The sequence below is a fragment of the Ornithinibacillus salinisoli genome (assembly GCF_042684965.1).
GTDB classification, from domain to species: Bacteria; Bacillota; Bacilli; order Bacillales; family Amphibacillaceae; genus Ornithinibacillus; species Ornithinibacillus salinisoli.
In genome coordinates this window covers 1-22864 of sequence record NZ_JBHUMI010000005.1, presented here as the reverse complement: position 1 = coordinate 22864, position 22864 = coordinate 1, and the positions used below count along the sequence as shown (strand labels likewise).

Genomic DNA, 22864 nt, shown 5'->3' with positions numbered 1-22864 from the left:
TGATTGGGTAGTGATGTTTTCTATATAGAAATTATTGTACTAAAATCTCAAATGCATAGGTAGCTTCTCCCCGTAAAGAATTGTCCCACCGAACAAAAGCGGTATAGTAATATCTTCCTTTTTCAAATGGAGCTGTCATTTTCAAATCATTTACGTTAACTTCCGTTTGCTCCTGTGATTTCTGTTGAATTAATTCTATTTGTGTTGGCTTTAAAATATCATCGTTTTGTGGAAGTTTGGTTGCTGAAATGCTAAAGGATATTTCTTCCCCTGGCTGTACCTTCATCGGAGACAGTTGATGATCAAGCAGTACTTCATCTGGTGGATTAGGTTCTAGGGAACAGGTTTTTTCATCGTCTTCCCAGCAGTATTTGTCAAGAATTCCAGATGCACCTCCTTCTGTGTGTGCCTGGAAATCAGGTGGTTTAAGGTTATCATTGCTGTTCTTTGGTGGTTCAGAAGGGGATTCCTCTTTTGTTGTATCCTCACTAAAACAACCAACTAATATGAATGCGAGTAGAACTGATAGAATTATTCCTCTTTTTTTCATGATCAGACCCCTTTATTTTTTCACTTTTTTAACTATTTTAACATTAAATGAAATGTGTTTCAATTGGTGTTAGAATGAGGGATTAACAGAGATATTCTTACATCAACTGGGATTAAACCAGATGTATATATATCATGGACTCCTGAACATATTGATAAAGATGTAGAAATGGAAGAGGCATTACGTATGTTACGGAATAATGCAACAGTATAAAATATAAGCACCTAAATCTTGTAATAAAATTTAGGTGCTATTTACCTAATCCAATTGACTTCCGAGAAATTTCGCTAACTCCAACATGCCGTATTTACCTGCTATTTCCTCCGCGTCCGAGTTGTAATTAGTATTTGTATTCACATCATAGGTAAAGATCTTTCCATCGGCATTACGTATGAATTCAATTCCAGCAACATCAATGCTATTTTCCTGTAAAAATTTCTCGTACTTATAAATTATCGGATCATCAAAATCTTTTATTATTTCAAACTTAGGTTTTTCTTCTGCTTCTTCTCCAACAGGGCAGAACAGATCGTCTATAGTGCATGCATCTGCTGGACAAAGCTCAAACCCTTCTGAAGTGTCTACGCGCACAGCGTATACAAATTTACCTCCGACAAATTCACAGCGTGTAATATAAGGCTTAGGCGCTTGTATATATTCTTGAATTAAGGTAATGCCATCTACTGAAGGTTCGAATGATGGACCATTTACATATTCCTCTAGTGCATTAATGGAATGAAAGAGTTGAACACCAAGCCCTTTTCCAGCACGGTTATGCTTGGTAATAAAGGAAGGCAGGTTTAATTCCTTAGCAGCTTCTACAATCTGATCCTTGCCAACAGCTGCAATTGTTTTCGGTGTGTGTATTTGAGATGCATCTAGTGCCATATATTGATTAACCTTACTAACCTCTAGTCTTAACGCGCGGCTACCATTAAAGACTTTTCTTCCGTGGCGCTCCAACCATGCAAGGAAGGCTTCGGTTAATTCTGGTGCAAAGCGATGATTCCTTGTATGGGAAGATGCACTTATGCGATTATAAAAAACTCCTTCAGGTGGGGTGGATGTTAAGTCAACCTTTCCCTTATCTAAAAACCATTCTTCATATGGCAAATCTAATTCCTTTAAACGTTTGATCAAATGGTCGGTCCATTCGCTATTTTCATGAATGATATAGATTTTTTCAGTCATAATTAGATACCTCACATTCTTATTCTATAGTAATCATACCAAAAAACTTGGCTTTGTTATATTCATATGCGTGTAAAGAAAAAACTCCCTATTTGGGAGTTTTAGAGATTATTTAACTATTAAAACAGGACAATTTACTCGTTTTGCTACTTTGTGGCTAACACTTCCTAAGACCATTTCTTGAAATGTATTTAATCCACGGCTACCTATTACGACAGCATCAAAACGGTTTTTATTTGCATAATTAACAATAGTGGGACCTGGGTCTCCGTGAAGGAAAACGACCTCAAAATTCACTTCTGACTGCTTTGCTTTTTGAACAATAAGCTCCAATTTTTCTTTGCGTATAGCTGTGGCATCTTTTCCCCAGCTGTTAAGTACTTCATCTTTGGAGTGCTTTGGATCAACGACGTAAAGAATATCTACTTTGGAATTTTGATTGTAGCTAGCTAGTTCAAGTGCCTTTTCGCAAGCGCGCATGGAATGTTCAGAACCATCTGCTGCAAAGAGAATTTTTTTAAACATTAACTTCCCACCTTTTAGAGGTTGTTCAAAAAGGCCAGTGAAATTGACACTTCGAATTTCTTCGTGGGCTTGCTTTTCCGTTACTCAAAGCTACGCCGCCTCGAATTTCTCGGTCCTTTTCATCCTCCTTTTGAACACGTACTATTAGCTGTTACTTCCATAAAGTAAGTGCTTACATCATATCTATTTTTCAAGTATATCATGAATTATCAAAAAAATAATGAAGGATTTTATCGATATATGTAGAAATAATGGATATATACTGGATAAAAAAAATGTACTTTTGGAAAGAATCAAAACACCTGTCTTTTGGGTTAATGACGGAACAAATGTCATTTGACTTCTTAACTAACCAAATTATTCACGAATAAAAGAACGATTGCCTGTTTCTAATCTTCTCTCAATTCTCTTCTTGGCCACTTCACGTTGCCTATAGTGACATGCGATGCGATAAGATTCTAAATAAATTTATAGGAAGTAGTATAATTTTGATTCATTCATCCGTTTTATATATAGAGGATGGAAAGGAGGAGAAAATGGATTCTATTGAAGTAAGAACACAACTATTTAATGAAAAATCCCGTGAACTACGGGAAGAATTTAGCCAGCTAATCCTCGATTTTCGAGAAGATTTATGGAAGTATTGTCGGTATTTAACTGGATCTCCATGGGATGGAGAAGACCTATTTCAAGAAACATTGCTAAAAGCCTATGGTGGATTTTATCAAGTATGGCACCCGGTTAATCCAAAGTCTTATATGTATCGAGTTGCTACTAATACATGGATCGACCATTGTCGCAAAGAAAAACGAATCGTTGGCACGTTAGAAGAGGGGAATGAACCGGGGGAGGAATTCTCCGATAATCTTGATCTGGAACAAGCATTGGAGCATCTTGTCCACTTATTTACACCAAGACAAGTTGCGGTATTTTTATTGGTGCAGGTATTCAAGTTTAAGGCAGAGGAAGTTGCAAGTATTGTTAAAACTACCCGTGGCGCAATTTATGCAACGGTCAGAAGAATGGAAAATAAGTTAAGAAAACAGGATGAAACACCTAAAAAGACCGATTATAATGCAGCGAGAGGTACAAAAGAAAAAGTCATTCAGACGTATATAAAAGCGATGAATGATGGTGATTTAGATACGTTATTTCAATTAATCAGTGATCACTTGCATAATGAAGCATCTCTGGGTTTTCAGGAGTTTTCCAAAGGAGATGTACGAAAGGGATCTATGCAGCATGGGCTGCCGGGTTATCATGCTGAGGAGCATTGGCTATGGGGGAAACAGGTTATTATTATTGTTGCAGATAGTGAAGAAGGGTCACTTATCCATGATATTCAGTACCAAGAAGTTGAAAATGGAAAGATTGTATTTCACCGAAGCTTTTATTTTAGAAAAGAATTTATTGTAGCAGCAGCTAACGAGTTAGGAATGAAACCACAGCTTAATAAATTTCCTATCGGTTGGGATAAAAAATAGGGAGGAAATGAACATGAAAAGTCCAATTAAGAACAAAATTAATACGGTATTTGTGCCGGTTAGAGATATTGGAAAAGCGAAAAATTGGTATGAAAACATACTAGGCGTTAAAGGAGAAGTTATGCATGGCCATTTATTTGTTGCTGATATGAAAGACACAGGCTTGATCCTAGATGAAATGCCTGCATGGAGAAGTAAAGGGGAAGATATAACTCCATTCCGTGCCCCGGCAGTGCAATTTGGGACAGATGATATTGAAGCGTCCTATCAGTTTATGAAGGAAAATGGGGTTGAGCTAGTAGGAGAAATTCAATATGGTCACTTTTTTGTCTTTAAGGATCTTGATGGTAATATGCTGATGGTGATGCAGGATCAATAGAATTTTGGTATGAAAGAGTGCTAGGTTTGTATTTTCAAAGCTAGCACTTTTAATAGAGTGTTTCATTCGAGGTGTTTAAGTGATTATATGGATTAATGGTACATTTGGTTCGGGGAAAACAACAGCAGCTTATGAATTACAGAGAAGATTACGAGACTCCTTTGTGTATGATCCAGAACGATTTGGATTTGTCTTTATGGAAAATGTACCGAAGGAAATAGCAGAAAGTGATTTTCAAGATTATCCGTTATGGCGAGAAGCGAACTATCAATTATTAAAACAACTAGCTGATCAATACCATGGAACAATTATCGTTCCAATGACACTAACAAACGAAGCATATTTTCAAGAAATTGTTGGAAGGTTAAGAGATTCGAGTATTGAAGTAAAACATTTCACGTTGATGGCATCTCAAAGGACAATTTTAAAACGATTGAGAAAGCGGTTGGAAGGAGAAAAGTCATGGGCATATCAGCAAATGAAAGCACGTCTTTCCCAGTTACGTTCAACAACTTTTCATACTCATATAGAAACAGACGCGAAGTCAATTGATGAAGTAGTCGAGACCATTGCGAGGCTTTCTGGTGCTCGGTTACTTCCTGATAACAGATCAAGGCTTCGAAAGGTAGTAGATCGAATAAAAATCAGCTTAAAAGAAATAAGGTTATTAAAGTAAGCGTAATGGGGGCGAGAAGTTGAAAAAGGGATTATTGCATCATGTAGAGGTGAATGTTTCCGACCTCGATACGAGCATTGTGTTTTGGGGTTGGTTGCTAGAAGAAGAACTAGGGTATGAAAAGTTCCAGTCATGGGAAAAAGGTCGAAGCTGGAAGCTGGACGACACATATATTGTCTTTGTTCAAACAGAAGATCGCTTCCTCGAAATTCCTTATCATCGATCGGGTGTCGGTTTAAATCATCTTGCTTTTTATGCGGCGTCGAGAAAACAAGTAGATGTAATAGCTAACCGTTTAATCGAACGAGGTATTTTAGTTTTATATAAAGATAGGCATCCTTACGCTGGTGGACCGGATCACTACGCCGTATATTTTGAGGATCCTGACCGTATTAAAGTTGAAATTGTAGCTCCATGATAAGGGGGATTTATAATGGTGAAAGCTATCTTGTTTGATTTAGACCGAACACTATTGGATCGTGATCAATCGGTACAGAGGTTTATCAACTCACAATATGATAGATTAGAAAATATACTTAGTTATATTGACAAAAAGGAATATGTCTCCAAGTTCCTCGAATTAGACCAGTACGGATACATGCCAAAAGATGAAGTGTATCAACAAATGGTGGCGTTGTTTGGCATGAAGGGTTTAACATGGAAGGAATTATTAGACGACTATAACAGAGAATTTATGTATAGCTGTATTGGTTTTCCAAATTTAATCTTCATGTTAGATAAACTGAAGAAACGTTCTTTTCTGTTAGGAATAATAACGAATGGGCATGTTCAATTTCAGATGGATAATATAAAATCGCTAGGTATTGAAAACTATTTTGATACGATTCTCATTTCGCGATGGGAAGGAATTAAAAAACCAGATCCAAACATCTTTTTACGAGCAGTAAATCACCTTTGCGTAGAGCCATCGGAATGTATGTTTATTGGTGACCATCTTGTAAATGACATTCAGGCAGCAAAGAAGGTGGGAATGAAAGCTGTTTGGAAGCGAGCTGGTACACAGGATCATATGGACGTGGATTACATAATAGATGATTTGAGAGAGATCGTTTCTATAGGGGACGAAATAGGGTAGGTGATGATATGGAAAAAAGCTTATTAAAGCAAAGACTTTTAGAATTGAAATATAATAATTTTCAAGATTTAGATGTAGATGAACTACTTCCACTTATGAATGCGATGCTTAAGTATATTGGAGATACTGATCCAGATTTAAGAGATACGTTAATTTATAGCTCGTTTTCTTCTCTGATTTTGGAAGGGCGTTATTCCAATGAAAACTTAAGGAAACTATTGGTGACTAGTGTAAGCAATGACTATCTATTTTATGGAATTGGACGGAGGCAAGATGATAGTGTGTTTAAACGATCCTTTTCTACACTTATCATTGCATTAATTTTGCATGTAAACATACAAAAGAACTTTCTATCCTTGGTAGATATGGAAGAAGTTGCGGATAGATTAATAAACTATCTTGAAAAAGAAGTCGATGTACGTGGATTGGTTGACGAGAAAGGATGGGCTCATAGCATTGCACATGTCGCAGATGCGATGGATGAATTAGTGAACCAAAAGTTGCTTTTGGAGTCTTATCGAAAAAAAGTTATGCAAACTATCATCAATAAGATGTGTTACGATGATGACTATTATTTGTTTGAAGAGAATGAACGAATGGTGGTTCCTGTGATTTCTATTTTGAGACAAGGAACGAATCAATTTTTGCTGATTGAAGGTATCCGGCAGATTGCAGAAGATTTACGCGAAAAATACTCAAGTGATGAGAAATCATGCCTCATCTATCGCTATAATTTTAAGCAATTTCTACAAAGCCTTTATTTTCATTTGGAAGCAATCGATCTATGTGAAGATATTAGAAGAGAAGTAAAGAAAGCTCTTAAAGTCATTAATCAGCCATATTATGCTATTACATAGAAAAGGAGTTAGTATCATGAACCCAATATTACGAGATTTCCCGAACGAATTTGAAACGGAACGACTTCTAATTAGAATGCCATTGCCAGGTGATGGAAAAGTTATTCATGCAGCCATTGAAGCATCGATTAATGAATTAAAGCCATGGTTGCCGTTCGCTCAAAAAAAGCAAAGTGTTGAAGATACGGAGATTAATATTCGTGAAGCACACGTAAAATTTATAAAAAGAGAAGATCTAAGGTTAATTATTATCCATAAGGAGACGGGTGAATATATCGCTTCATCAGGATTACATCGGATCGATTGGGATGTTCCGAAATTTGAAATCGGGTATTGGATTGATTCGCGCCACAGTGGAAATGGTTATATAACGGAAGCGGTAGAAGGAATTATGAACTTTGCTTTCACAGAACTTCAAGCGAAGCGGATTGAAATTAGATGTGATGCGAAGAATGTAAGAAGTCGTGCGGTTCCTGAAAGATTAGGATTTGTTTTAGAAGGAATCCTAAAGAATGATGACATAGCTGTAGATGGCGACGAATTAAGAGATACATGTATTTACGCTAAAACCGAGGATAATAAATGATTCAAAATAATCATGGGCTACAGTTTCTAGATTTTATCAATATAAGTGAGGAAGATTTGGAAGATTATCAACCTATTGCTGGTTCCTTTGCAGTAATTGTGTGCAAAGGTAAATACTTGCTTTGCTATAATAAATGGAGAAACCAGTGGGAGCTTCCAGCTGGTAGGAAAGAGTTAGGAGAAACTTCAAAGGAATGTGCAATTCGAGAACTATTTGAAGAGACGGGGCAAAGCGTATCCGATATGGAGTTCAAAGGATTACTTAAAGTGAAAAAATTAAAAGATGATATGATTAAATATAATCCCGTATATTATGGGCAATTGAATGAATTGCAGCCATTCCAAAAGAACGATGAAATATCAGAAATAATGCTCTGGGACGGGCGAGAAACCTTACCAGAAAATGATCTAGTTGATCTACAAATTATAAATTATGTAAAATAATCTTGGCATAAGCCTTTACAAACAGACATAAGTTTTCTATAGTATAGATACCTAATAATTCTAGGTAGGTGATAAAATGTTTAATCGAGAACTTGTAAAAGGGAGTACTTCACTTCTAGTTTTGCAGCTTCTTAATGAGCGTGATATGTATGGTTACGAGCTGGTAAAGGAAATGGATCAGCGTAGTGAACACCACCTTCAAATGAAGGAGGGTACACTATATCCTGCGCTTCATAAGCTGGAAAAACAGGAGTACATTGAATGCTACTGGAAGAACCAAGAAAAAGGTCCTGCACGTAAATATTACCGTATTACAACGCAAGGGCAAGAAATTTTAGAAGAAAAAACGAGTGAATGGCATCGATATGTTCAAGTAATGAACAATTTAATCGGGAGAAATGAATCATGACGGATGGTACCAAACAATTTCTCCAAGAACTAGCAGAGGAAATTGGCGACCATCCTGAAAAAAAATCTGTTATGGAAGAATATGAAGTCCATATTGCAGAATTGATCCAGGACGAATCCATTCAAGAGGATAAGGTATATGAGCAATTGCTTATTAGAATAGGTACTCCAGAAGAAATAGCTGGTATGTGGAAGCAAGAGTCCAGTATTACACCCCGAAAAACGCAGTGGTTATTTGTACTACTGAATTCGGCGCTTTTTATCGGTGGCGGAATACTGACCATAAGTTACAATGTTCTTCATTGGGATTGGATTGAATTGCTGTGGGAGGCCCTTACTAATATATCGATCATCATCATGCTTATATACATACTGTTTTGGGGACTTCTAGGCTATGAAATTGGCAGAGAGTTTGGTCATAGAGGACGTAAACTATTACGGAAAACATTTATTATTTCTGTTATTCCTAATTTCATTTTAATGTATTTAATTATTTTTAAATTTATCCCTCATGAATGGTTCCAACCCTTATTAAATGTACCTTTCATGGTTGCTTGTATTGTGCTTACAGCATTTTTATACCCAGTTAGTTGGCTAGGATATAGATGGGGGAGAAAGGCCTCAGTTTGAAAATGGACTGTTCAATATTTGGTTCAGTCCCTGTTCAGCGTTTATTTTTGGCTATATACATAGAATAACGATGTATATAGAGACGCTTTGTATAGGAGGGTTATGATGGAGATTAGAATGAAACGAAACGATGTATTCTTTTTGCTTATATGCTTAGGATTGGGTGTTTTAGCAGAACTTAGCTTTTTTCATGGTCGTATTGGGGTTTCTTATTTGGTTTTCATTACAGGATTTTACGCGGTCCTGTTTGGAAAGTATCGACTATCTTTTAACAACCGGAGAATCGGATTGCTTCTGATGATAGGTATTTGGATGTTGGCAGGTACGTATGCATTTTATGACAATGTGTTATTTCGTAATTTGAATGTGCTGTTAATACCTGTTCTTGTCTTTTTCCATATTGTCCTGATTACAAGTTCGAATAATATTAACTGGAGTAAGCCTTCCTTTGTTGTATTTCTTTTTGAAAAGCTGGAGCAAGGGCTTCGATACAGTTCAAGGTTTTGTAAGATAAGTTTTAGAAAAGTGTTTAAAAATATGAACGATCAAACCGCTCAAACGATCAAACGTGTTTTCGTTGGTTTATTGATCGGTATTCCACTGTTAATGGTGATCACGGGTTTGTTAATGTCTGCGGATTCCGTGTTTCAGGATCTAGTATTGCGTTTGCCTGAATTTGTTTTGGAATTGAATTTTCTAGAGGGAGCTTTTCGGTCCATACTTGTTGTGTTGTTTACTCTGTTCTTTTTTGGGATTTTTCAGGTGTTACAAGTTCGCACCAAACCAAAGGATAGTTTTGGTCCAATAAAGGAAAAAAGCATACGAAGGTGGGACAGTATCACGGCAGTTACGATTTTAATATTACTAAATGCTGTATATGTATTGTTTGCTGTTATCCAGTTCAAGTACTTTTTTAATGATGGTTTGCAGTCGGGATTTACGTATGCAGAATATGCGAGAAGAGGATTTTTTGAGCTTATATTTGTGACGCTAATAAACTGGAGTATATTGATTAGCTTTCTAAAATTAGTACAGGACGATCGTCGTTCTATGAAGATCACTTTGAAAGTAATGTATTCTCTTCTTGTTGCTGTTAGTGGTGTAATGCTTACTTCTGCCTATCAACGTTTAAGTCTATATGAAGCAGCGTATGGTTTTACATTGGATCGTGTGTTGGCCCATGCATTTATGATCTTTTTGATGGTTATTTTTGCATATACCTTTATTCGCGTATTGTTAGAAAGATTATCGATTTTACATTTTTATTTAATCGTTGGACTCGTGTTTTATACCGGATTGAATGTCATTAGCTTGGAAAAGATCGTAGTAAATAATAACTTAGAGCGGTATGAAGAAACAGGAAAAATAGATATCTATTACTTAAGTCATCTTTCATATGCAGGAATTGATGGGTTAATGGACCTGTATGAAGCAGATCCAGATTACCCTGAATTAAGACAGCTTTTGGTAAAACATCACCAAAGGTTGAGTAATGAAATGAATAACTCGTGGCAATCATTTAATCTTATGAAACAGAAAGTGACCGATAGATTGGAAAAGCTAGATTTATCGCATGAATGAGGCTCACCGTGATTAACAAGAATGGAGGAACTCCAATGAATGTAAATATACCGAAACACATTGCAATCATAATGGACGGTAATGGAAGGTGGGGGAAGAGCAGAGGGCTCACTCGAAGTGAAGGCCATTATGCAGGTGCGAAGGCGATGGAAAAAGTAATTGATGCCAGCATCGATCTTGGAGTTAATGTCTTAACGTTATATGCGTTTTCTTCGGAGAACTGGTCACGACCAAAAGATGAAGTAAATTATTTAATGCGTTTACCAGTGAAATTCTTTAATCAAAAACTACCAGAGTTTATGAAAAGAAATTGTCAAATAAGGATATCTGGTAATATGGATTCTTTGCCAAATAATACAAAAGATGCGCTAAATAGAGCGGTGGAAAAAACAAAGAATAATGATGGGTTAATCGTAAATTTTGCCTTTAATTATGGTGGCAGAGATGATATTTTGCAGGCTGTGTGCGCAGTTATAAAGGAAGTGAAGAAAAATAATATTGATTTAGAAACAATGGATGAAGCGATGTTTAACCGCTTTTTATACACGCGTGACCTGCCAGATCCAGACTTGATTATTCGTACTGGCGGCGAAAAAAGAGTTAGTAACTTCTTGTTATGGCAGTCATCTATGTCAGAGTTGTATTTTAGTGATGTCTATTTTCCAGATTTTGATGAAAGGCATTTGAAGGAAGCGATAAAAGGATGTAGACATATGGTGACACAATAAATAAAAAAACAGCTTGATTCAAGCTGTTTTTTTCGTTATAAAAGTTATAATTGCAAGATTATAGTTCTACTGGAATGAGAGTGGTTGGCTCTGTAATTGGATTTATTTGTTCTGGATTATTCATGTATGCTAACTTACCTTGATAGAGTAATTCGAATGCTTCATTTTCTGTTAAGTCATGTGGAGTTATTAGAGATGTAGGCTTGTTTACTTCTGTAATGTCGCCTTGCTCCATAACGGAAGCGACAAATTCGGAACAAAAAAATGCATTGGATCTTTTTATTGGTTTGTTCAATAACACACCAAATAATCCTAAGAAATTATAGTGGTACAGGTCACGTTGCTCTTCCATGCTCTTTATATATTTATACATTCTGTAGTATTGATCATCTGATATGGAGCATGAATAAACGGCACATTCTGCCCGCTGAAAAAGATGCGATCGAATATCCTCTTTTACAAATCCGCCTATAAATGGGTTTGTTGGCTCTTTTCTTCCGAAGCTGTACACATCACATAAATTTGGATCGAAAGAAATGGAGGCATGATTATAAGGTTTGTTCGTAAAAAGCTTTATCATTTTTGTAAATAGAGTACCTGTATCAGTAAGAATCAAGTATACTTTTCTTTCATTCATCATAAATCCCCCCAATCGTTCATCGTTTTTTAAGAAAGTTTTTTGGACATATAGTACTTTTCCATCTGTTTAATATGTTACAGGGTACGTACACAAAGTGGAACATACTTAAGGAATAATTGGAAGTAGGTCTCAGGGCGTATTTTTAAAAAGCGATTTTGGTACTTATATTTTAAAGATTAGCTCTTTTACATCGTCTGTTGCGATGTAGCGGTAATATTCGATCGGCTCTGGGCAGGCGCTTACTCGGGGAGGTGAAGTGGCAATGTAGAAGTGGATAGGGAATGTATGGAAATGGACAATGTTTCTTTATTGGTACGAAAATTTGCTCAATCAGGATCTAACGGACATCATCAGTTCCTTTATTGATAGAAAGACAGGTATCCTCATGCGAATTAGAGCAACCTAGCACTAGAATGGAACCTGCTAACATACAGGTCACTCTTTTGTTTCTTGAAAACAACCTCGTAATGAAAAATAAAACTACCATCTAAACATAGATGATAGTTGAAGTAATCATTACTTCTTTTTGGTCGCTTCCGTCATTTGATGCCAAATCGACCCTTTTGCTTCTTCTCCGCCTTGAATCCTAGCTAACGCCATTTTTGCTTGCATACGGACTTCGAACTCAGGGTCTTCCAGTGTTTTTTGTAATGCTGGGACTGCTGATTCATCTCCTAATTCATATAAAAACATTGCTGCACGCCAGCGTACAAGACGACTGGAATCGGATAATGTTTGAATCATTTCTGGAATCGCTTCTGTAAATCCAAGGTCAGATAAACAATCTCCTGCCGTTCGCCGTACATTCACAGCCTTATCCCTTAATGCTTTGAATAGATAAGGTAGTACTTTAGAGTCCTCAATCATACCAAGATACGCTGTGGCGAGACGACGAATAGATGCTTTTTTATCTTTCAGCGCTTTATCTAGGACAGGTAAATCTTCTAACTTTGGATCCATCTGGTCAAGCGCGGCATATCGTTCTTTCCAATCGGGATTATCTAACATCTCTAGGGTAACTTTTTTCCATGGACGAGACTCTTCAAATTGTTTAGACGTAGAAGCAAGCTCAACAAGATTTTTTAGTCTTTCTTCATTATAACTAGCTGTGATCTCTTCTGCAACTTCTTGTCCGATATCTTCTATTTTTCCATAACGAGGACTTTGTTCTATCCATTTTCGCTCTTCTAACATGTTGTCTGCTGCCGAAGATGCTTCAATAACCGCATTCATGAAGCGGTCTGGTAATCCGAAACGCTGCTCCTTTTCCCCTTCTTCGAGTTTCACTTGCATCGGGATGTGGCGAAACATTTGGATGAATACTTTTATCTCTCCAAAATGATCATCAATGGAACGATTATTGTTTATTAAATCTTCGTTTGGGGATTCACCGAATAATCTCCGCACTTCAGGAAGAATACTTTCCCATGTGACCCGTGGATCTCTTTCTAGTGCGATAAAATCAATGACACGGTATAGCCCCTTCACCCCTTCAATAGAAAATAGGTCCTGAACATATTTTGGGGCATTAGATAACTCATCACCAACCTTGTAATTCTCTGTGTTTCCATCAGCTAATCGTTCATCTAATATGACTTTCATAGAATACGGGCTTGGCGTTGGTTCGATAGATATAATATTCATTTCTATTCCCCCCTCAGAAAAACTTTGATTAAGTCTGATAGTAACAAATTTCCAGGTGCCTGTCACTTGTCGAATTTTGACAATTGATAGGTATGGATTTCGTTTGAAACAATTTTGAGAATGCTGTCGTCTTACTGTACAAAGGTTATTAAAATGAAAAGGAGTTTTATACGATGAATTTTTTGAACAAAATAATGATCGGATTAACTGCTATAATACTGATCTCCGTATTTTTTATCGGAGGGCTAACTGTTTCAGCTAACGTAGAGAAATCGGATGATTTATCTGAAAAGATGGATGAATGGTATGAACAAGGAATAGATCCAAATCATACGGATGTAATTATGAATATCAACGCATATATAGAAGAAAATATGGATGCAGAAACATTCGCAAGTCTTCATATTGACCGTGATCAAAGGGATTTAGGTGTAATTGTTGTTTCTCTAAAGGAACCAATTGCAGAAGAGGATGAGAATAATATAGAGGCATTATTAGATGAACATGCTCAAGTTCAATTCCGTCAGGTTGATTTTACGGAAGATGAGTTAGTTAAGAAACAACAGGAAATCGACCTACTTGAATTAGAGAAAGAAGGAATATCTGTTGTGCATACGAGTGTAGATGTAATCTCTAATCGAGTGGAGGTTGGAATAGACCCGTATAACGAGGAGGATGCAGCCGTTATCTATGAAAAATTTGGAGATGACATGGTCTCGGTTGTGGAAGGGGAACAAGCTTTTACGTTAAATGGCGATGATGCTACAAAAGGGGAAGAAGTGACTGATGCTGAAATAGTCATGGAAACAGAAGAAGAGGAAATGAATTGGTTCCAAAAAATAATAGCCTCCATTTCCTCTTGGTTTAAAAACCTGTTTTAAATTTCACCATATTGTGATATAATCATGCTAACTAAAATGGAACGGAGGTTTTCCAAGTGGCAACTATAAGATTGAGAATCCAGGCTTTGAACAAATAACTGAATATGTTCAAAGGCTCTGCCTGTGTTGCAGAGTGAACGGGATTAGTCTGCCCTTATTATGGAAACCTAAATATAATATCATGTTATAAAAAGGAGGGGAGTAGTTTACCCTCTTTTTTGCTGTCCAAAATATGGAAAACAGAATATCGCAGCATTTAAGATTAGATATCCTCATCAATCTAGGTCTCTCGTTTACGCAAAGCACAGGTAGCAGTCTGTGCTTTTTATTATGATTTGATGGAGTGATGTTTATGAGAAAAAAAGCATTATTAGTAGGAATAAATATTAAGAGTAATCAAGAGGATATTGCCTATTCTATGGAAGAATTGGAGAACCTGGCAGCCGCATGTGGTATTAAGTCAGTTGGCCAATTGACGCAGAAGTTGGAGCGTGTCAATCAATCGCACTATGTCGGAACTGGAAAACTTCAAGAATTAGAAAGTATGCTTCTCGAACAGGAAGTCGATGTTATCATCTTTGATGATGAGCTATCACCAATGCAAATTCGAAATCTAGAGTCACGGTTAGATTGTGAAGTGATTGACAGAACCACGTTGATTTTAGACATCTTTGCTGAACGTGCGAAAACGAGAGAGTCTCAGCTGCAAGTAGAATTAGCAAAACTAAGATATAAGCTGCCTAGACTAATAGGTAGCCGTGAATCATTAGGCCGACAAGGGGGAGGATCAGGATTAAAAAATCGTGGTGCAGGAGAAACCAAACTGGAATTAGATCGGCGAAAAATTGAGGAAAAAATAACGAAGCTAAACAATGAGCTCGAAAAAATTGTAAAGCAACGAAATATCCAGCGGAAGAAAAGGGTGAAAAATGAAAGCAAGGTTGTTTCACTTGTGGGTTACACCAATGCTGGGAAATCAACCACTATGAATGCGGTATTGGAAGAGAATATGAATGAAGCGGATAAGAAGGTTTTTGAGAAGAATATGTTGTTTGCAACACTAGAAACATCGGTGAGGAGAATTAACACCGGTCATAACAAAGAGTTTTTATTAACAGATACAGTCGGTTTTATTAATAAACTGCCGCATCACTTGGTTAAGGCTTTTCGCTCCACACTGGAAGAGGTTACAGAAGCGGATTTGTTAGTTCATGTAATCGATTATTCCAATCCTAATCATGAGCAACAAAAAACGCTTACGAATGAAATATTGAATGAGATTGGGATTGAAAATACTCCTGTTATCTATGTGTATAATAAAGCTGATTTAGCACCAAGAGCTTATCCTGCTGTTGAGGGCAATAATGTATACCTTTCTGCCAGTAATCGAATTGGGATAAACGAGTTGATTGAAGTAATTGTGAAACATGTTTTTCAAGATGATGTAACAAGTGAACTACTTATTCCATATACGGAAGGACAAATTGTATCTTATTTTAATAATAATGCACAAGTTTTGCTAGAGGAATATGAGGAAGAAGGAATTAGACTCATTGTGGAATGTAAGGTGGAGGATGCAGAGAAATTCAAACACTATCTGAAAGAAAATAGTGTGAAAAAATAAAGAAGAACAGGGTGTGTGATAGATTATGACACTAACAAATGTACAGGTATTAGAAAAAGCGATGGAGCATGGTTTAGAACTAGAATTAGAGACACTGACCAGCAATGAATCCGGACTAGATTTTCAGGTTTTCTTTGCAACAGATAAGGCGGGGGAAAAATGGGTGTTACGGATTCCAAGACGAGAAGATGTTATCCCAACTGCTAAACAGGAAAAAAAGATTCTCGATTTAGTAAATGGAAAACTTCCCATACAATCTCCAAACTGGGAATTGTTTTCTGACGAATTAATTGCCTATAAACTATTAAAAGGTGTCCCAGCGGGAACAATTGATCCCGAGGCAAAAGCCTATGTGTGGGAATTAGATGAAAAGAATGTTCCCAATCTTTTTCATGAAACGTTGGGCAAAGCGATGGTCGCATTACACCGTATTAATCGTGAAGAAGCACGAATACAAGGATTATCAGTCACTGGACCGAGAGAAGTTAGGGAATTTATGAAAGAGAGAATGGAAAAAGTAAAGAAGGAGTTTGGTGTTGGTGAAGAACTATGGGAACGTTGGCAAAAATGGCTTGCTAATGATGAACTCTGGCCAAAACAAACCGCATTCATTCATGGGGATCTACATGCTGGTCATATTTTAATCGATCAAGATGCTCGTGTAACAGGTTTTATCGATTGGACAGAAGCTAAGGTAGATGATCCTTGTCATGATTTCGTCTCCCATTATATGGCATTTGGTGAGGGTGCCCTGAAGGAATTAATTACAGCTTACGAATCGGCTGGTGGTTATGTGTGGCCAAAGATGTTTGAACATATTGTTGAGTTAACATCAGCATATCCTGTAGGGATAGCGGAGTTTGCTATGAAATCTGGCTTGGATGAGTATAAAGAAATGGCGATGGAAACGCTTGGAATGAAGTAAATGAAAAGGGCATCCTTATATTGTGGATGCCCTTTATAGGTATTGTCCTTGTTATTGAATTTTCCTTTGTTCCCTCGTATCTTTTTCCAACCAAACGAGCAATCCGGGTAATAGTACACCCCTAATGAAGAACGTATCAATTAATATCCCTACGGCTACAATAAAGCCGAATACAAATAGTAATTGAATAGGCTGTGTCATTAGAACGGCAAAGGTTGCTGCTAGGATGAGTCCTGCAGATGAAATGACGCCACCAGTACTGGCAACAGCTTTCTCTACGGATTCTTTTACGGAGTTATTCTTGCGTTCTTCTAAAAATCGGGAAACAAGAATGATATTATAGTCAATACCTAGTGCCACTAAAAAGATAAACGCATAAACAGGAACTCTATTGCTTATCGTATCAATATCAAAAAGTACATTTGTTAGGAACATCCCTAACCCTAGAGCTGCTCCGAACGAAACGAGAATAGTTCCCATCATATAAAGCGGCATTTTGAAGGATTTTGTTAAGAACACAAGCATGAAAAATATGAGAATCGTTTCCATCGTAACAATGAATAGTAAATCACGGTTATTTGCGGAGCGGTCATCTACCGATTCAGCTGTCTCACCAGCAAAATAGATACTTCCATCAATTTTACTATCTTTCAAAATAGCCCTTGAATTTTCTTGAATCCTTTCTAGAGCATCTAGAATATCCTCATCATATGGACTCTTTTCAAATGTTAGATTATAAGTTATAGCTGTTCGTTCTTCATTTTTTCTATCTAAACGCACATTCCCAACTAGATGTTGATCAGAAAGATTTTTCAAAAGGGATTGTTGTTCTTTTTCTTTTATTGCTTTCTGTGATTCGACTAATACAGTTGTTGGAGCAAGATCTCCCGCTTCAAATTCTTTTTCTAAAATTTCATAGCCTGCCCGAGATGGCATATCTTCTGGAAAGGATTTAATCATATCAAATTCATATTTTGTTTGGAAAAGATAACTAGCAGATACGATAATGAAAATTCCAACAAGCGCGATGGAAAGTATTGGCTTTTTCGTTACATAATGACCTACTCGACTCCAAAAGGAGCTCTCTTTTACTGTCACATCCCCAACATGGGGGACTACCGGCCAAAAAGACTTCCTTCCAAACAATGTAAATAATGCTGGAATAAGTGTAACAGAGGAAAGCATGACGACAACAAGTGCAGTACCAAAGATTGGTGCGAAATTTTTATAATCTCCTAATGTTGCAAAGATCAGCATAAGCATGGCTACTAGTACGGTTCCACCAGAATAAAAAACTGGCAATCCAGTTCCTCGCATGGCAATCCTCATTGATTGGTATTTATCGCTATTGCTTTTTAATTCCTCCCTAAATCTTGAAAAGACGAATAAGGAATAATCGATTACGGCTGCAAATAATAGAATCGACATAATGGAAACAGATTGTGTGCTTAATAACAACCCTTGTTTGCCAAAAATACCCAATAGTTGTGTCACAATTTGGTAAACGAAAACCGAACCTACTAATGGGATCAACGCAAGTAATGGTGATCGATAAATAACGATAAGTAATACAAGAATGATTGCAACAGTTGAAAAGATCAATACGAGATCAGCTCTCGTAAATAATTCCGTTGTATCGACAGCAATTCCTGCAGGACCTGTAACTAAAAGAGATAAATCTGTTTCCTGTTCAACAATATCATGAACTTCCTTTAATACACGCTCTATTTCTGGTGTGTCTAAGGAATTGTCTAGGTTTAAAGGAATGAAGGCAGTGGAACGATCTTCAGAGAAAAATTCATCTGCCGCCTGTGGAGGTAAATGACCCATTGGAAGAATTTCTTCAAGACCACTTATATTTTTTGATGTAATCCTATCGGTAATTGTTGCAAGTTCCGTACGTTTAATTTCACCAGAAGTGGACTCAAAAACTAATAGGGCTGGGACATGATCCCCTGTGTCAAAATATTCTTCTATTTTCTCGCTTGCAATGATGGACGGTGTATTATCCGGAAGGGTATCGATGCTTGCAACTTGATAGTCACGAGATGTAGGAGCGAATAATGATAAAAGAATGGTAGCAATTAACCACATTCCAAGTGTGATCCACATACCTTTTCTAGATGAAACACGATCTGTAATATAATGCAATATCTTATTCATGGCTTTATCCTTTCTATAATTGGTCAAAGTAACAGACTTGTCACTTTTGATGAAAATATAAGTGACACCAGTGTCACTTATAAATTATGGTTGAAAGTAGCGTCGGTGTCAATTGCTAATTTGTGAACATTCCATCTACTATGATCTCTTTGATAGAAGCTATCCAATCTGCATGTGGTACGAGTTCATGGTTTGGGATCGCGATCGTTTGAAATATCATTCCTAAAATTAATCCATCAGGGATATGGGATTTAACAATGTTTTCTTTTTTTCCGAGACTTACAAAACTTTGTAGGTTTGTATACATATCTTGATGAAGCTGATCTAGTTTCTCTTGATTGGCAGTTACTTTTTTATTAGTAGACCTTGGAATTTGTAGGCCAATTTCTCGGAGACGATGGATGTCACGATCATCAAAAATTAGATTTATTAAATAATCAAATTGGGCTTTAAAGGATGTATATTCATGTATTCTTTGTAAATGAACCATAAATTGATTCAGTTCATAAACCATAAATTCACTAACTAATTCTTCCTTGTTCTCAAAATATTTATAAAGTGCACCTCTTGATACTTCGAGACGGTTGGCTAATAAGCTAAAAGTAAATCCATCATAGCCATGGTCTAGCAACAATTGTCGAGTTGCTTGATAAAGTTCATTTATTGAGAATTTGCGTTCGCGTGCCATTTACTCACCTCTGTTCTATTATAATGAATTAACCATGAAATTTAAATAATCGTATAAAGCTTTTCGTTTAAACAAAACATATCACTGACAAATAATAATGGGGTGGAAATATGCCTTACAGAGAACAGTTACCAATTGATAAAGGGTTCGATAATAGCTTTGCATTAATGACAGAAGGTTACAAGTATATAACAAATAGACGTGAACGCTTTGGGAGAGATATGTTTGAAACACGTCTATTGGGCGGACAGAAGGCGATATGTTTTGCTGGGAAAGATGCAGCTAAGGTATTTTATAACGAAGAAAAGATTATGCGAAAGGGAGCGGCGCCAAAGAGAATTCGACAAACGATTTTCGGAGAGAAGGCAATCCAAACGATGGATGGTGCTTCTCATAAGCATCGTAAAGCACTATTTATGTCTTTGATGAGTCATGAAAGTCTGGAGGATGTTGTAAACATAACGAGAAATGAATATGATAACTTCATTCTTAAATGGGAAGGGATGGAACGGGTAGTTCTTTTTGAGGAATCAAAACAGTTGCTGACCAGTATTGCTTGTAAATGGGCTGGGGTTCCGTTACATAAGAACGAAATGAAACAGCGAGCAAATGAGCTCGCTGCATTATTTGATTCTGCAGCTGCATTCGGTCCGAGGCATTGGCGAGGGAGACAGGCTCGTAATAGTTCAGAGAGATGGATTAAACATATGATTGAACAAATTCGGTCGGGAAACATGGAGGTTCAAGAAGGGACTGCACTACACGAGATAGCTTTCTACCGTGATACTAGTGGTAACTTATTAAATAGTCAAATTGCAGCAGTAGAAGTAATAAATATATTACGTCCAATCGTTGCCATTGCTGTATATATTGCTTTTTGTGCCTTGGCACTGCATGATTATCCGGAGCAAATGAATAAAATAAAGGAGAAGGATGATGCTTATGATGAAATGTTTGTCCAAGAAGTTCGTCGTTACTATCCCTTTTTCCCATTTGCTGCAGCACGCGTTCGAAGAGATTTTCTCTGGAATGGGCATGATTTTAAAAAAGGAAACTTAGTGTTATTAGATATATACGGCACCAATCATCATCCTGATATATGGGAAAGACCATGGGAATTTAATCCCGACAGATTTACTGATCGAAATGACGATCCATTTGATTTTCTACCTCAAGGTGGTGGGGATTACCATAAAGGACATCGTTGTCCTGGAGAATGGTTAACAATTGAAGTGATGAAAGTAACGGTCGATACATTCACTCGAAAAATGGAATACGAGGTTCCTAAGCAGAATTTGAATTATAGCATGACAAGAATGCCAAGCCTACCGAAAAGTAGGTTTGTTATGACTAATGTAAAACGGAAACTCTGATGTGTTAGACTAACGGGTTCTGTTTTGAAGTACAAAATATAAAATAACAATACTTTTAGCAGTCCAATCAATATATAAATTGGACTGCTTATTTTTGTTGATTTAATAACGTTTATACACAAAACGGAAGCAAATTGACACCCTAATTAGCAGTTGTTTTAACAAGAAGACATAAACTCTTGTCAACTGCATAATTCGGTTGCTAAAACGCTCTCCAATTGTGCTAATTTTCCATACAAAATACAAGCAAAGTGGATAATTATGTTAAAATAATTATATGAATGTGAATAATTGCACTTAAATTAACGACGCAGGAATGTTGAATAAGGTAATTGAATATAAAGGTATTATTTATTTAGAAGGGAGAGGTTGATATAACCACTATATGTTTAGTAAGACATGGTGAAACCGATTGGAATGCAATTGGAAAATTACAAGGAAGAACTGATATTCCTTTAAATTCAAAGGGTATAAAACGAAGCAGGTTAGTTGAAGAGCGGTGTTTAATTTGTGTTCAACAATCTGGGCCAAATAATTGAATAACCCCGGGTTTTTAAGCAATCGAGAAGAAATTCTTAGCGGTCAAATGTGATAAACTATTAATAGTATAAAAAGAAGGAGCGTGAAAGTATTGAAAGAAAGCGCTATTATTTACCTATATGAGGTTTACAGGGAACAGACGATAAGCTTAATGACTTCTGTTTCGGAAGAACAATCAAATGTAATTCCTGATGGTTTCAGCAATTCTTTACGTTGGAATTTTGGACATATTCTAGTTGCACAAGAGCAATCAATGTTTAACCTTGGTATGGATCAATCCGGAGAATTTCCTATAGAAGTAATGGATGCATTCAAAAGGGGATCAAGCCCTAAAGATTGGTCTGTCCCCCCACTTACTTTGGACGAAATACGAGAGCAATTACAAAAACAAAAGGAACGAATGAAATTAACCTTTTCAGGAAGACTGGGAAACCCTGCCGCTAATGTCATGGATTTAGGACAACATAGGGAGTTAAAAACATTAGGTGATCTATTCGTAGGCAGTCTCTGGCATGAAGGGCTGCATCAGGGAGTTATCGATAGCATTAAACGATCGTTAAAATAGATATTTATTCCTTTATCGGGTGCTAGAATTGAACAAGACCATCATAAATTTGGTGGTCTTTTTTTGTAGACGAATTGTTGGAATATTATGTTAAAATTAAATTAAAAAGATATTGAACTAACTGGCAGAAGAGTTAATAAAAATAATATTTTTTTGTTGATTTTCGTAAGCAAAGACTGGAGGTAGAAAGGAATGTTACATAGTTTTAATTTATCTGGAATGATAATTTTAATCATCGCAATTGTTCTTGTTGTTTACGCAGTTCGAATAATTGCCAAGCCAAGAAGAAAACTTCAGCAAAAAGTAGATAAACTGGAAAAAGAAGTTCAAGAATTAAGGAAGAATATGTAGTAATCCTTATTAAACAAAACCAGCTAATAGTTGTCAATATTTATCTCTAAAAATCTAAAATAGCTTATGATATAATAAATTTGTACATGCCAAATAATCCTCCTGTAATCTTGAGTTGGAAGTTTTTGGCATATTTGGTTATGGTGTTTATTTAAGCACTATCTTGGAAGGTAGTATTACTTTTCAATAATGCGTAAATCCAATGTAATAACTTGTTTGCACATGCAATTATGGCTACTTTATAAGGTTTCCCTTCATCTCGCTTTTTATCATAAAAGGCTCGTAACTTCCTGTTACGGGGAATGATCTCATCCGTTGTTTTCTGTTTCCGAGAAT

25 protein-coding genes and 2 pseudogenes are annotated in these 22864 nt (G+C 36.6%); 19 read left to right on the top strand and 8 right to left on the bottom strand.

What is annotated here, in order from left to right; all coding sequences use genetic code 11:
* Positions 1–31: 31 nt before the first annotated feature.
* The 3 genes from ACFSTA_RS02590 to ACFSTA_RS02580 form a co-directional block, all read right to left on the bottom strand.
* Positions 32–550, bottom strand: coding sequence for a hypothetical protein (locus tag ACFSTA_RS02590; RefSeq protein WP_377554995.1), 519 nt, complete (start codon positions 548–550; stop codon positions 32–34).
* Positions 551–808: 258 nt separating this feature from the next.
* Positions 809–1741 (bottom strand): ATP-grasp domain-containing protein, encoded by a 933-nt coding sequence (locus ACFSTA_RS02585; protein ID WP_377554994.1) that lies wholly within the window; start codon positions 1739–1741, stop codon positions 809–811.
* 108 nt (positions 1742–1849) lie between these two features.
* On the bottom strand, positions 1850–2266 hold the full coding sequence (locus ACFSTA_RS02580; protein ID WP_377554993.1) for a universal stress protein: 417 nt from the start codon (positions 2264–2266) through the stop codon (positions 1850–1852).
* A 536-nt stretch (positions 2267–2802) separates the two neighbouring features.
* On the opposite strand from ACFSTA_RS02580, the gene ACFSTA_RS02575 reads away from it, so the two are divergent.
* The 12 genes from ACFSTA_RS02575 to ACFSTA_RS02520 all read left to right on the top strand — a co-directional run bounded on the left by ACFSTA_RS02575 (position 2803) and on the right by ACFSTA_RS02520 (position 11134).
* Positions 2803–3750: an RNA polymerase sigma factor gene (locus ACFSTA_RS02575; protein WP_377554992.1), complete on the top strand. Its 948-nt coding sequence runs from the start codon at positions 2803–2805 to the stop codon at positions 3748–3750.
* A gap of 13 nt (positions 3751–3763) precedes the next feature.
* Positions 3764–4129, top strand: a complete 366-nt coding sequence (locus tag ACFSTA_RS02570) for a VOC family protein (RefSeq protein WP_377554991.1) — start codon at positions 3764–3766, stop codon at positions 4127–4129.
* 79 nt (positions 4130–4208) lie between these two features.
* Entirely contained in the window at positions 4209–4805 is a 597-nt protein-coding gene (locus ACFSTA_RS02565) for an AAA family ATPase (protein WP_377554990.1), read from the top strand.
* Positions 4806–4824: 19 nt separating this feature from the next.
* Positions 4825–5223 (top strand): VOC family protein, encoded by a 399-nt coding sequence (locus ACFSTA_RS02560; protein ID WP_377554989.1) that lies wholly within the window; start codon positions 4825–4827, stop codon positions 5221–5223.
* A gap of 15 nt (positions 5224–5238) precedes the next feature.
* Positions 5239–5901 (top strand): HAD family hydrolase, encoded by a 663-nt coding sequence (locus tag ACFSTA_RS02555; protein ID WP_377554988.1) that lies wholly within the window; start codon positions 5239–5241, stop codon positions 5899–5901.
* Between the two features lie 8 nt (positions 5902–5909).
* The gene (locus tag ACFSTA_RS02550) at positions 5910–6758 is read left to right on the top strand and encodes a DUF2785 domain-containing protein (protein ID WP_377554987.1); all 849 of its coding nucleotides are present in this window, start codon (positions 5910–5912) and stop codon (positions 6756–6758) included.
* A 16-nt stretch (positions 6759–6774) separates the two neighbouring features.
* Positions 6775–7344 (top strand): GNAT family N-acetyltransferase, encoded by a 570-nt coding sequence (locus tag ACFSTA_RS02545; RefSeq protein ID WP_377554986.1) that lies wholly within the window; start codon positions 6775–6777, stop codon positions 7342–7344.
* On the top strand, positions 7341–7787 hold the full coding sequence (locus ACFSTA_RS02540) for an NUDIX domain-containing protein (protein WP_377554985.1): 447 nt from the start codon (positions 7341–7343) through the stop codon (positions 7785–7787). Before ACFSTA_RS02545 ends, ACFSTA_RS02540 begins: the two co-directional genes overlap by 4 nt.
* Before the next feature lie 76 nt (positions 7788–7863).
* Complete coding sequence (locus tag ACFSTA_RS02535) at positions 7864–8196, top strand: PadR family transcriptional regulator (protein ID WP_377554984.1); 333 nt, start codon at positions 7864–7866, stop codon at positions 8194–8196.
* Complete coding sequence (locus tag ACFSTA_RS02530) at positions 8193–8825, top strand: HAAS signaling domain-containing protein (RefSeq protein WP_377554983.1); 633 nt, start codon at positions 8193–8195, stop codon at positions 8823–8825. Before ACFSTA_RS02535 ends, ACFSTA_RS02530 begins: the two co-directional genes overlap by 4 nt.
* 105 nt (positions 8826–8930) lie before the next feature.
* On the top strand, positions 8931–10406 hold the full coding sequence (locus ACFSTA_RS02525; RefSeq protein ID WP_377554982.1) for a DUF4153 domain-containing protein: 1476 nt from the start codon (positions 8931–8933) through the stop codon (positions 10404–10406).
* A 35-nt stretch (positions 10407–10441) separates the two neighbouring features.
* The gene (locus tag ACFSTA_RS02520; protein ID WP_377554981.1) at positions 10442–11134 is read left to right on the top strand and encodes an isoprenyl transferase; all 693 of its coding nucleotides are present in this window, start codon (positions 10442–10444) and stop codon (positions 11132–11134) included.
* Positions 11135–11192: 58 nt separating this feature from the next.
* Here ACFSTA_RS02520 and ACFSTA_RS02515 read toward each other — a convergent pair whose 3' ends face one another.
* A complete protein-coding gene (locus ACFSTA_RS02515) occupies positions 11193–11771 on the bottom strand; it encodes a hypothetical protein (protein ID WP_377554980.1) in 579 nt (192 codons plus the stop codon).
* A 519-nt stretch (positions 11772–12290) separates the two neighbouring features.
* Positions 12291–13418 carry a conserved virulence factor C family protein gene (locus ACFSTA_RS02510; protein ID WP_377554979.1) on the bottom strand — a complete coding sequence of 376 codons (1128 nt, stop codon included), beginning with the start codon at positions 13416–13418 and terminating at the stop codon, positions 12291–12293.
* 173 nt (positions 13419–13591) lie between these two features.
* Between ACFSTA_RS02510 and ACFSTA_RS02505 the strand changes: the two genes are divergently transcribed.
* The 3 genes from ACFSTA_RS02505 to ACFSTA_RS02495 all read left to right on the top strand — a co-directional run bounded on the left by ACFSTA_RS02505 (position 13592) and on the right by ACFSTA_RS02495 (position 16848).
* The gene (locus ACFSTA_RS02505) at positions 13592–14299 is read left to right on the top strand and encodes a hypothetical protein (RefSeq protein ID WP_377554978.1); all 708 of its coding nucleotides are present in this window, start codon (positions 13592–13594) and stop codon (positions 14297–14299) included.
* 346 nt (positions 14300–14645) lie between these two features.
* Positions 14646–15923 carry a GTPase HflX gene (gene hflX, locus ACFSTA_RS02500; protein WP_377554977.1) on the top strand — a complete coding sequence of 426 codons (1278 nt, stop codon included), beginning with the start codon at positions 14646–14648 and terminating at the stop codon, positions 15921–15923.
* 25 nt (positions 15924–15948) lie between these two features.
* Positions 15949–16848 (top strand): macrolide 2'-phosphotransferase, encoded by a 900-nt coding sequence (locus tag ACFSTA_RS02495; RefSeq protein WP_377554976.1) that lies wholly within the window; start codon positions 15949–15951, stop codon positions 16846–16848.
* Positions 16849–16899: 51 nt separating this feature from the next.
* Here ACFSTA_RS02495 and ACFSTA_RS02490 read toward each other — a convergent pair whose 3' ends face one another.
* Both ACFSTA_RS02490 and ACFSTA_RS02485 read right to left on the bottom strand, forming a co-directional pair.
* The gene (locus ACFSTA_RS02490; protein ID WP_377554975.1) at positions 16900–19011 is read right to left on the bottom strand and encodes an MMPL family transporter; all 2112 of its coding nucleotides are present in this window, start codon (positions 19009–19011) and stop codon (positions 16900–16902) included.
* A 115-nt stretch (positions 19012–19126) separates the two neighbouring features.
* Positions 19127–19699, bottom strand: coding sequence for a TetR/AcrR family transcriptional regulator (locus tag ACFSTA_RS02485; RefSeq protein WP_377554974.1), 573 nt, complete (start codon positions 19697–19699; stop codon positions 19127–19129).
* Positions 19700–19809: 110 nt separating this feature from the next.
* Here ACFSTA_RS02485 and ACFSTA_RS02480 point away from each other — a divergent pair, with 110 nt between their 5' ends.
* From ACFSTA_RS02480 to ACFSTA_RS02465, 4 genes and pseudogenes are all read left to right on the top strand, one after another.
* Positions 19810–21072, top strand: a complete 1263-nt coding sequence (locus ACFSTA_RS02480) for a cytochrome P450 (protein WP_377554973.1) — start codon at positions 19810–19812, stop codon at positions 21070–21072.
* A 374-nt stretch (positions 21073–21446) separates the two neighbouring features.
* A pseudogene (locus ACFSTA_RS02475) lies at positions 21447–21569 on the top strand (histidine phosphatase family protein); the annotation flags it as partial.
* Positions 21570–21703: 134 nt separating this feature from the next.
* Positions 21704–22177, top strand: a complete 474-nt coding sequence (locus ACFSTA_RS02470; protein ID WP_377554972.1) for a DinB family protein — start codon at positions 21704–21706, stop codon at positions 22175–22177.
* Positions 22178–22369: 192 nt separating this feature from the next.
* Entirely contained in the window at positions 22370–22528 is a 159-nt protein-coding gene (locus ACFSTA_RS02465; protein ID WP_377554971.1) for a hypothetical protein, read from the top strand.
* 151 nt (positions 22529–22679) lie between these two features.
* Here the strand turns inward: ACFSTA_RS02465 and ACFSTA_RS02460 are convergent.
* Positions 22680–22864 (bottom strand): annotated as a pseudogene (locus ACFSTA_RS02460) (IS110 family transposase); the annotation flags it as partial.

Coding starts and splice junctions, on each gene's coding strand:
- ACFSTA_RS02495 (WP_377554976.1), top strand. CDS start 15,949: ATGACACTAACAAATGTACAGGTATTAGAAAAAGCGATGGAGCATGGT.
- ACFSTA_RS02580 (WP_377554993.1), bottom strand. CDS start 2,266: ATGTTTAAAAAAATTCTCTTTGCAGCAGATGGTTCTGAACATTCCATG.
- hflX (WP_377554977.1), top strand. CDS start 14,646: ATGTTTATGAGAAAAAAAGCATTATTAGTAGGAATAAATATTAAGAGT.
- ACFSTA_RS02570 (WP_377554991.1), top strand. CDS start 3,764: ATGAAAAGTCCAATTAAGAACAAAATTAATACGGTATTTGTGCCGGTT.
- ACFSTA_RS02490 (WP_377554975.1), bottom strand. CDS start 19,011: ATGAATAAGATATTGCATTATATTACAGATCGTGTTTCATCTAGAAAA.
- ACFSTA_RS02540 (WP_377554985.1), top strand. CDS start 7,341: ATGATTCAAAATAATCATGGGCTACAGTTTCTAGATTTTATCAATATA.
- ACFSTA_RS02530 (WP_377554983.1), top strand. CDS start 8,193: ATGACGGATGGTACCAAACAATTTCTCCAAGAACTAGCAGAGGAAATT.
- ACFSTA_RS02510 (WP_377554979.1), bottom strand. CDS start 13,418: ATGAATATTATATCTATCGAACCAACGCCAAGCCCGTATTCTATGAAA.
- ACFSTA_RS02505 (WP_377554978.1), top strand. CDS start 13,592: ATGAATTTTTTGAACAAAATAATGATCGGATTAACTGCTATAATACTG.
- ACFSTA_RS02485 (WP_377554974.1), bottom strand. CDS start 19,699: ATGGCACGCGAACGCAAATTCTCAATAAATGAACTTTATCAAGCAACT.
- ACFSTA_RS02480 (WP_377554973.1), top strand. CDS start 19,810: ATGCCTTACAGAGAACAGTTACCAATTGATAAAGGGTTCGATAATAGC.
- ACFSTA_RS02545 (WP_377554986.1), top strand. CDS start 6,775: ATGAACCCAATATTACGAGATTTCCCGAACGAATTTGAAACGGAACGA.
- ACFSTA_RS02590 (WP_377554995.1), bottom strand. CDS start 550: ATGAAAAAAAGAGGAATAATTCTATCAGTTCTACTCGCATTCATATTA.
- ACFSTA_RS02585 (WP_377554994.1), bottom strand. CDS start 1,741: ATGACTGAAAAAATCTATATCATTCATGAAAATAGCGAATGGACCGAC.
- ACFSTA_RS02535 (WP_377554984.1), top strand. CDS start 7,864: ATGTTTAATCGAGAACTTGTAAAAGGGAGTACTTCACTTCTAGTTTTG.
- ACFSTA_RS02550 (WP_377554987.1), top strand. CDS start 5,910: ATGGAAAAAAGCTTATTAAAGCAAAGACTTTTAGAATTGAAATATAAT.
- ACFSTA_RS02555 (WP_377554988.1), top strand. CDS start 5,239: ATGGTGAAAGCTATCTTGTTTGATTTAGACCGAACACTATTGGATCGT.
- ACFSTA_RS02575 (WP_377554992.1), top strand. CDS start 2,803: ATGGATTCTATTGAAGTAAGAACACAACTATTTAATGAAAAATCCCGT.
- ACFSTA_RS02465 (WP_377554971.1), top strand. CDS start 22,370: ATGTTACATAGTTTTAATTTATCTGGAATGATAATTTTAATCATCGCA.
- ACFSTA_RS02520 (WP_377554981.1), top strand. CDS start 10,442: ATGAATGTAAATATACCGAAACACATTGCAATCATAATGGACGGTAAT.
- ACFSTA_RS02515 (WP_377554980.1), bottom strand. CDS start 11,771: ATGAATGAAAGAAAAGTATACTTGATTCTTACTGATACAGGTACTCTA.
- ACFSTA_RS02525 (WP_377554982.1), top strand. CDS start 8,931: ATGGAGATTAGAATGAAACGAAACGATGTATTCTTTTTGCTTATATGC.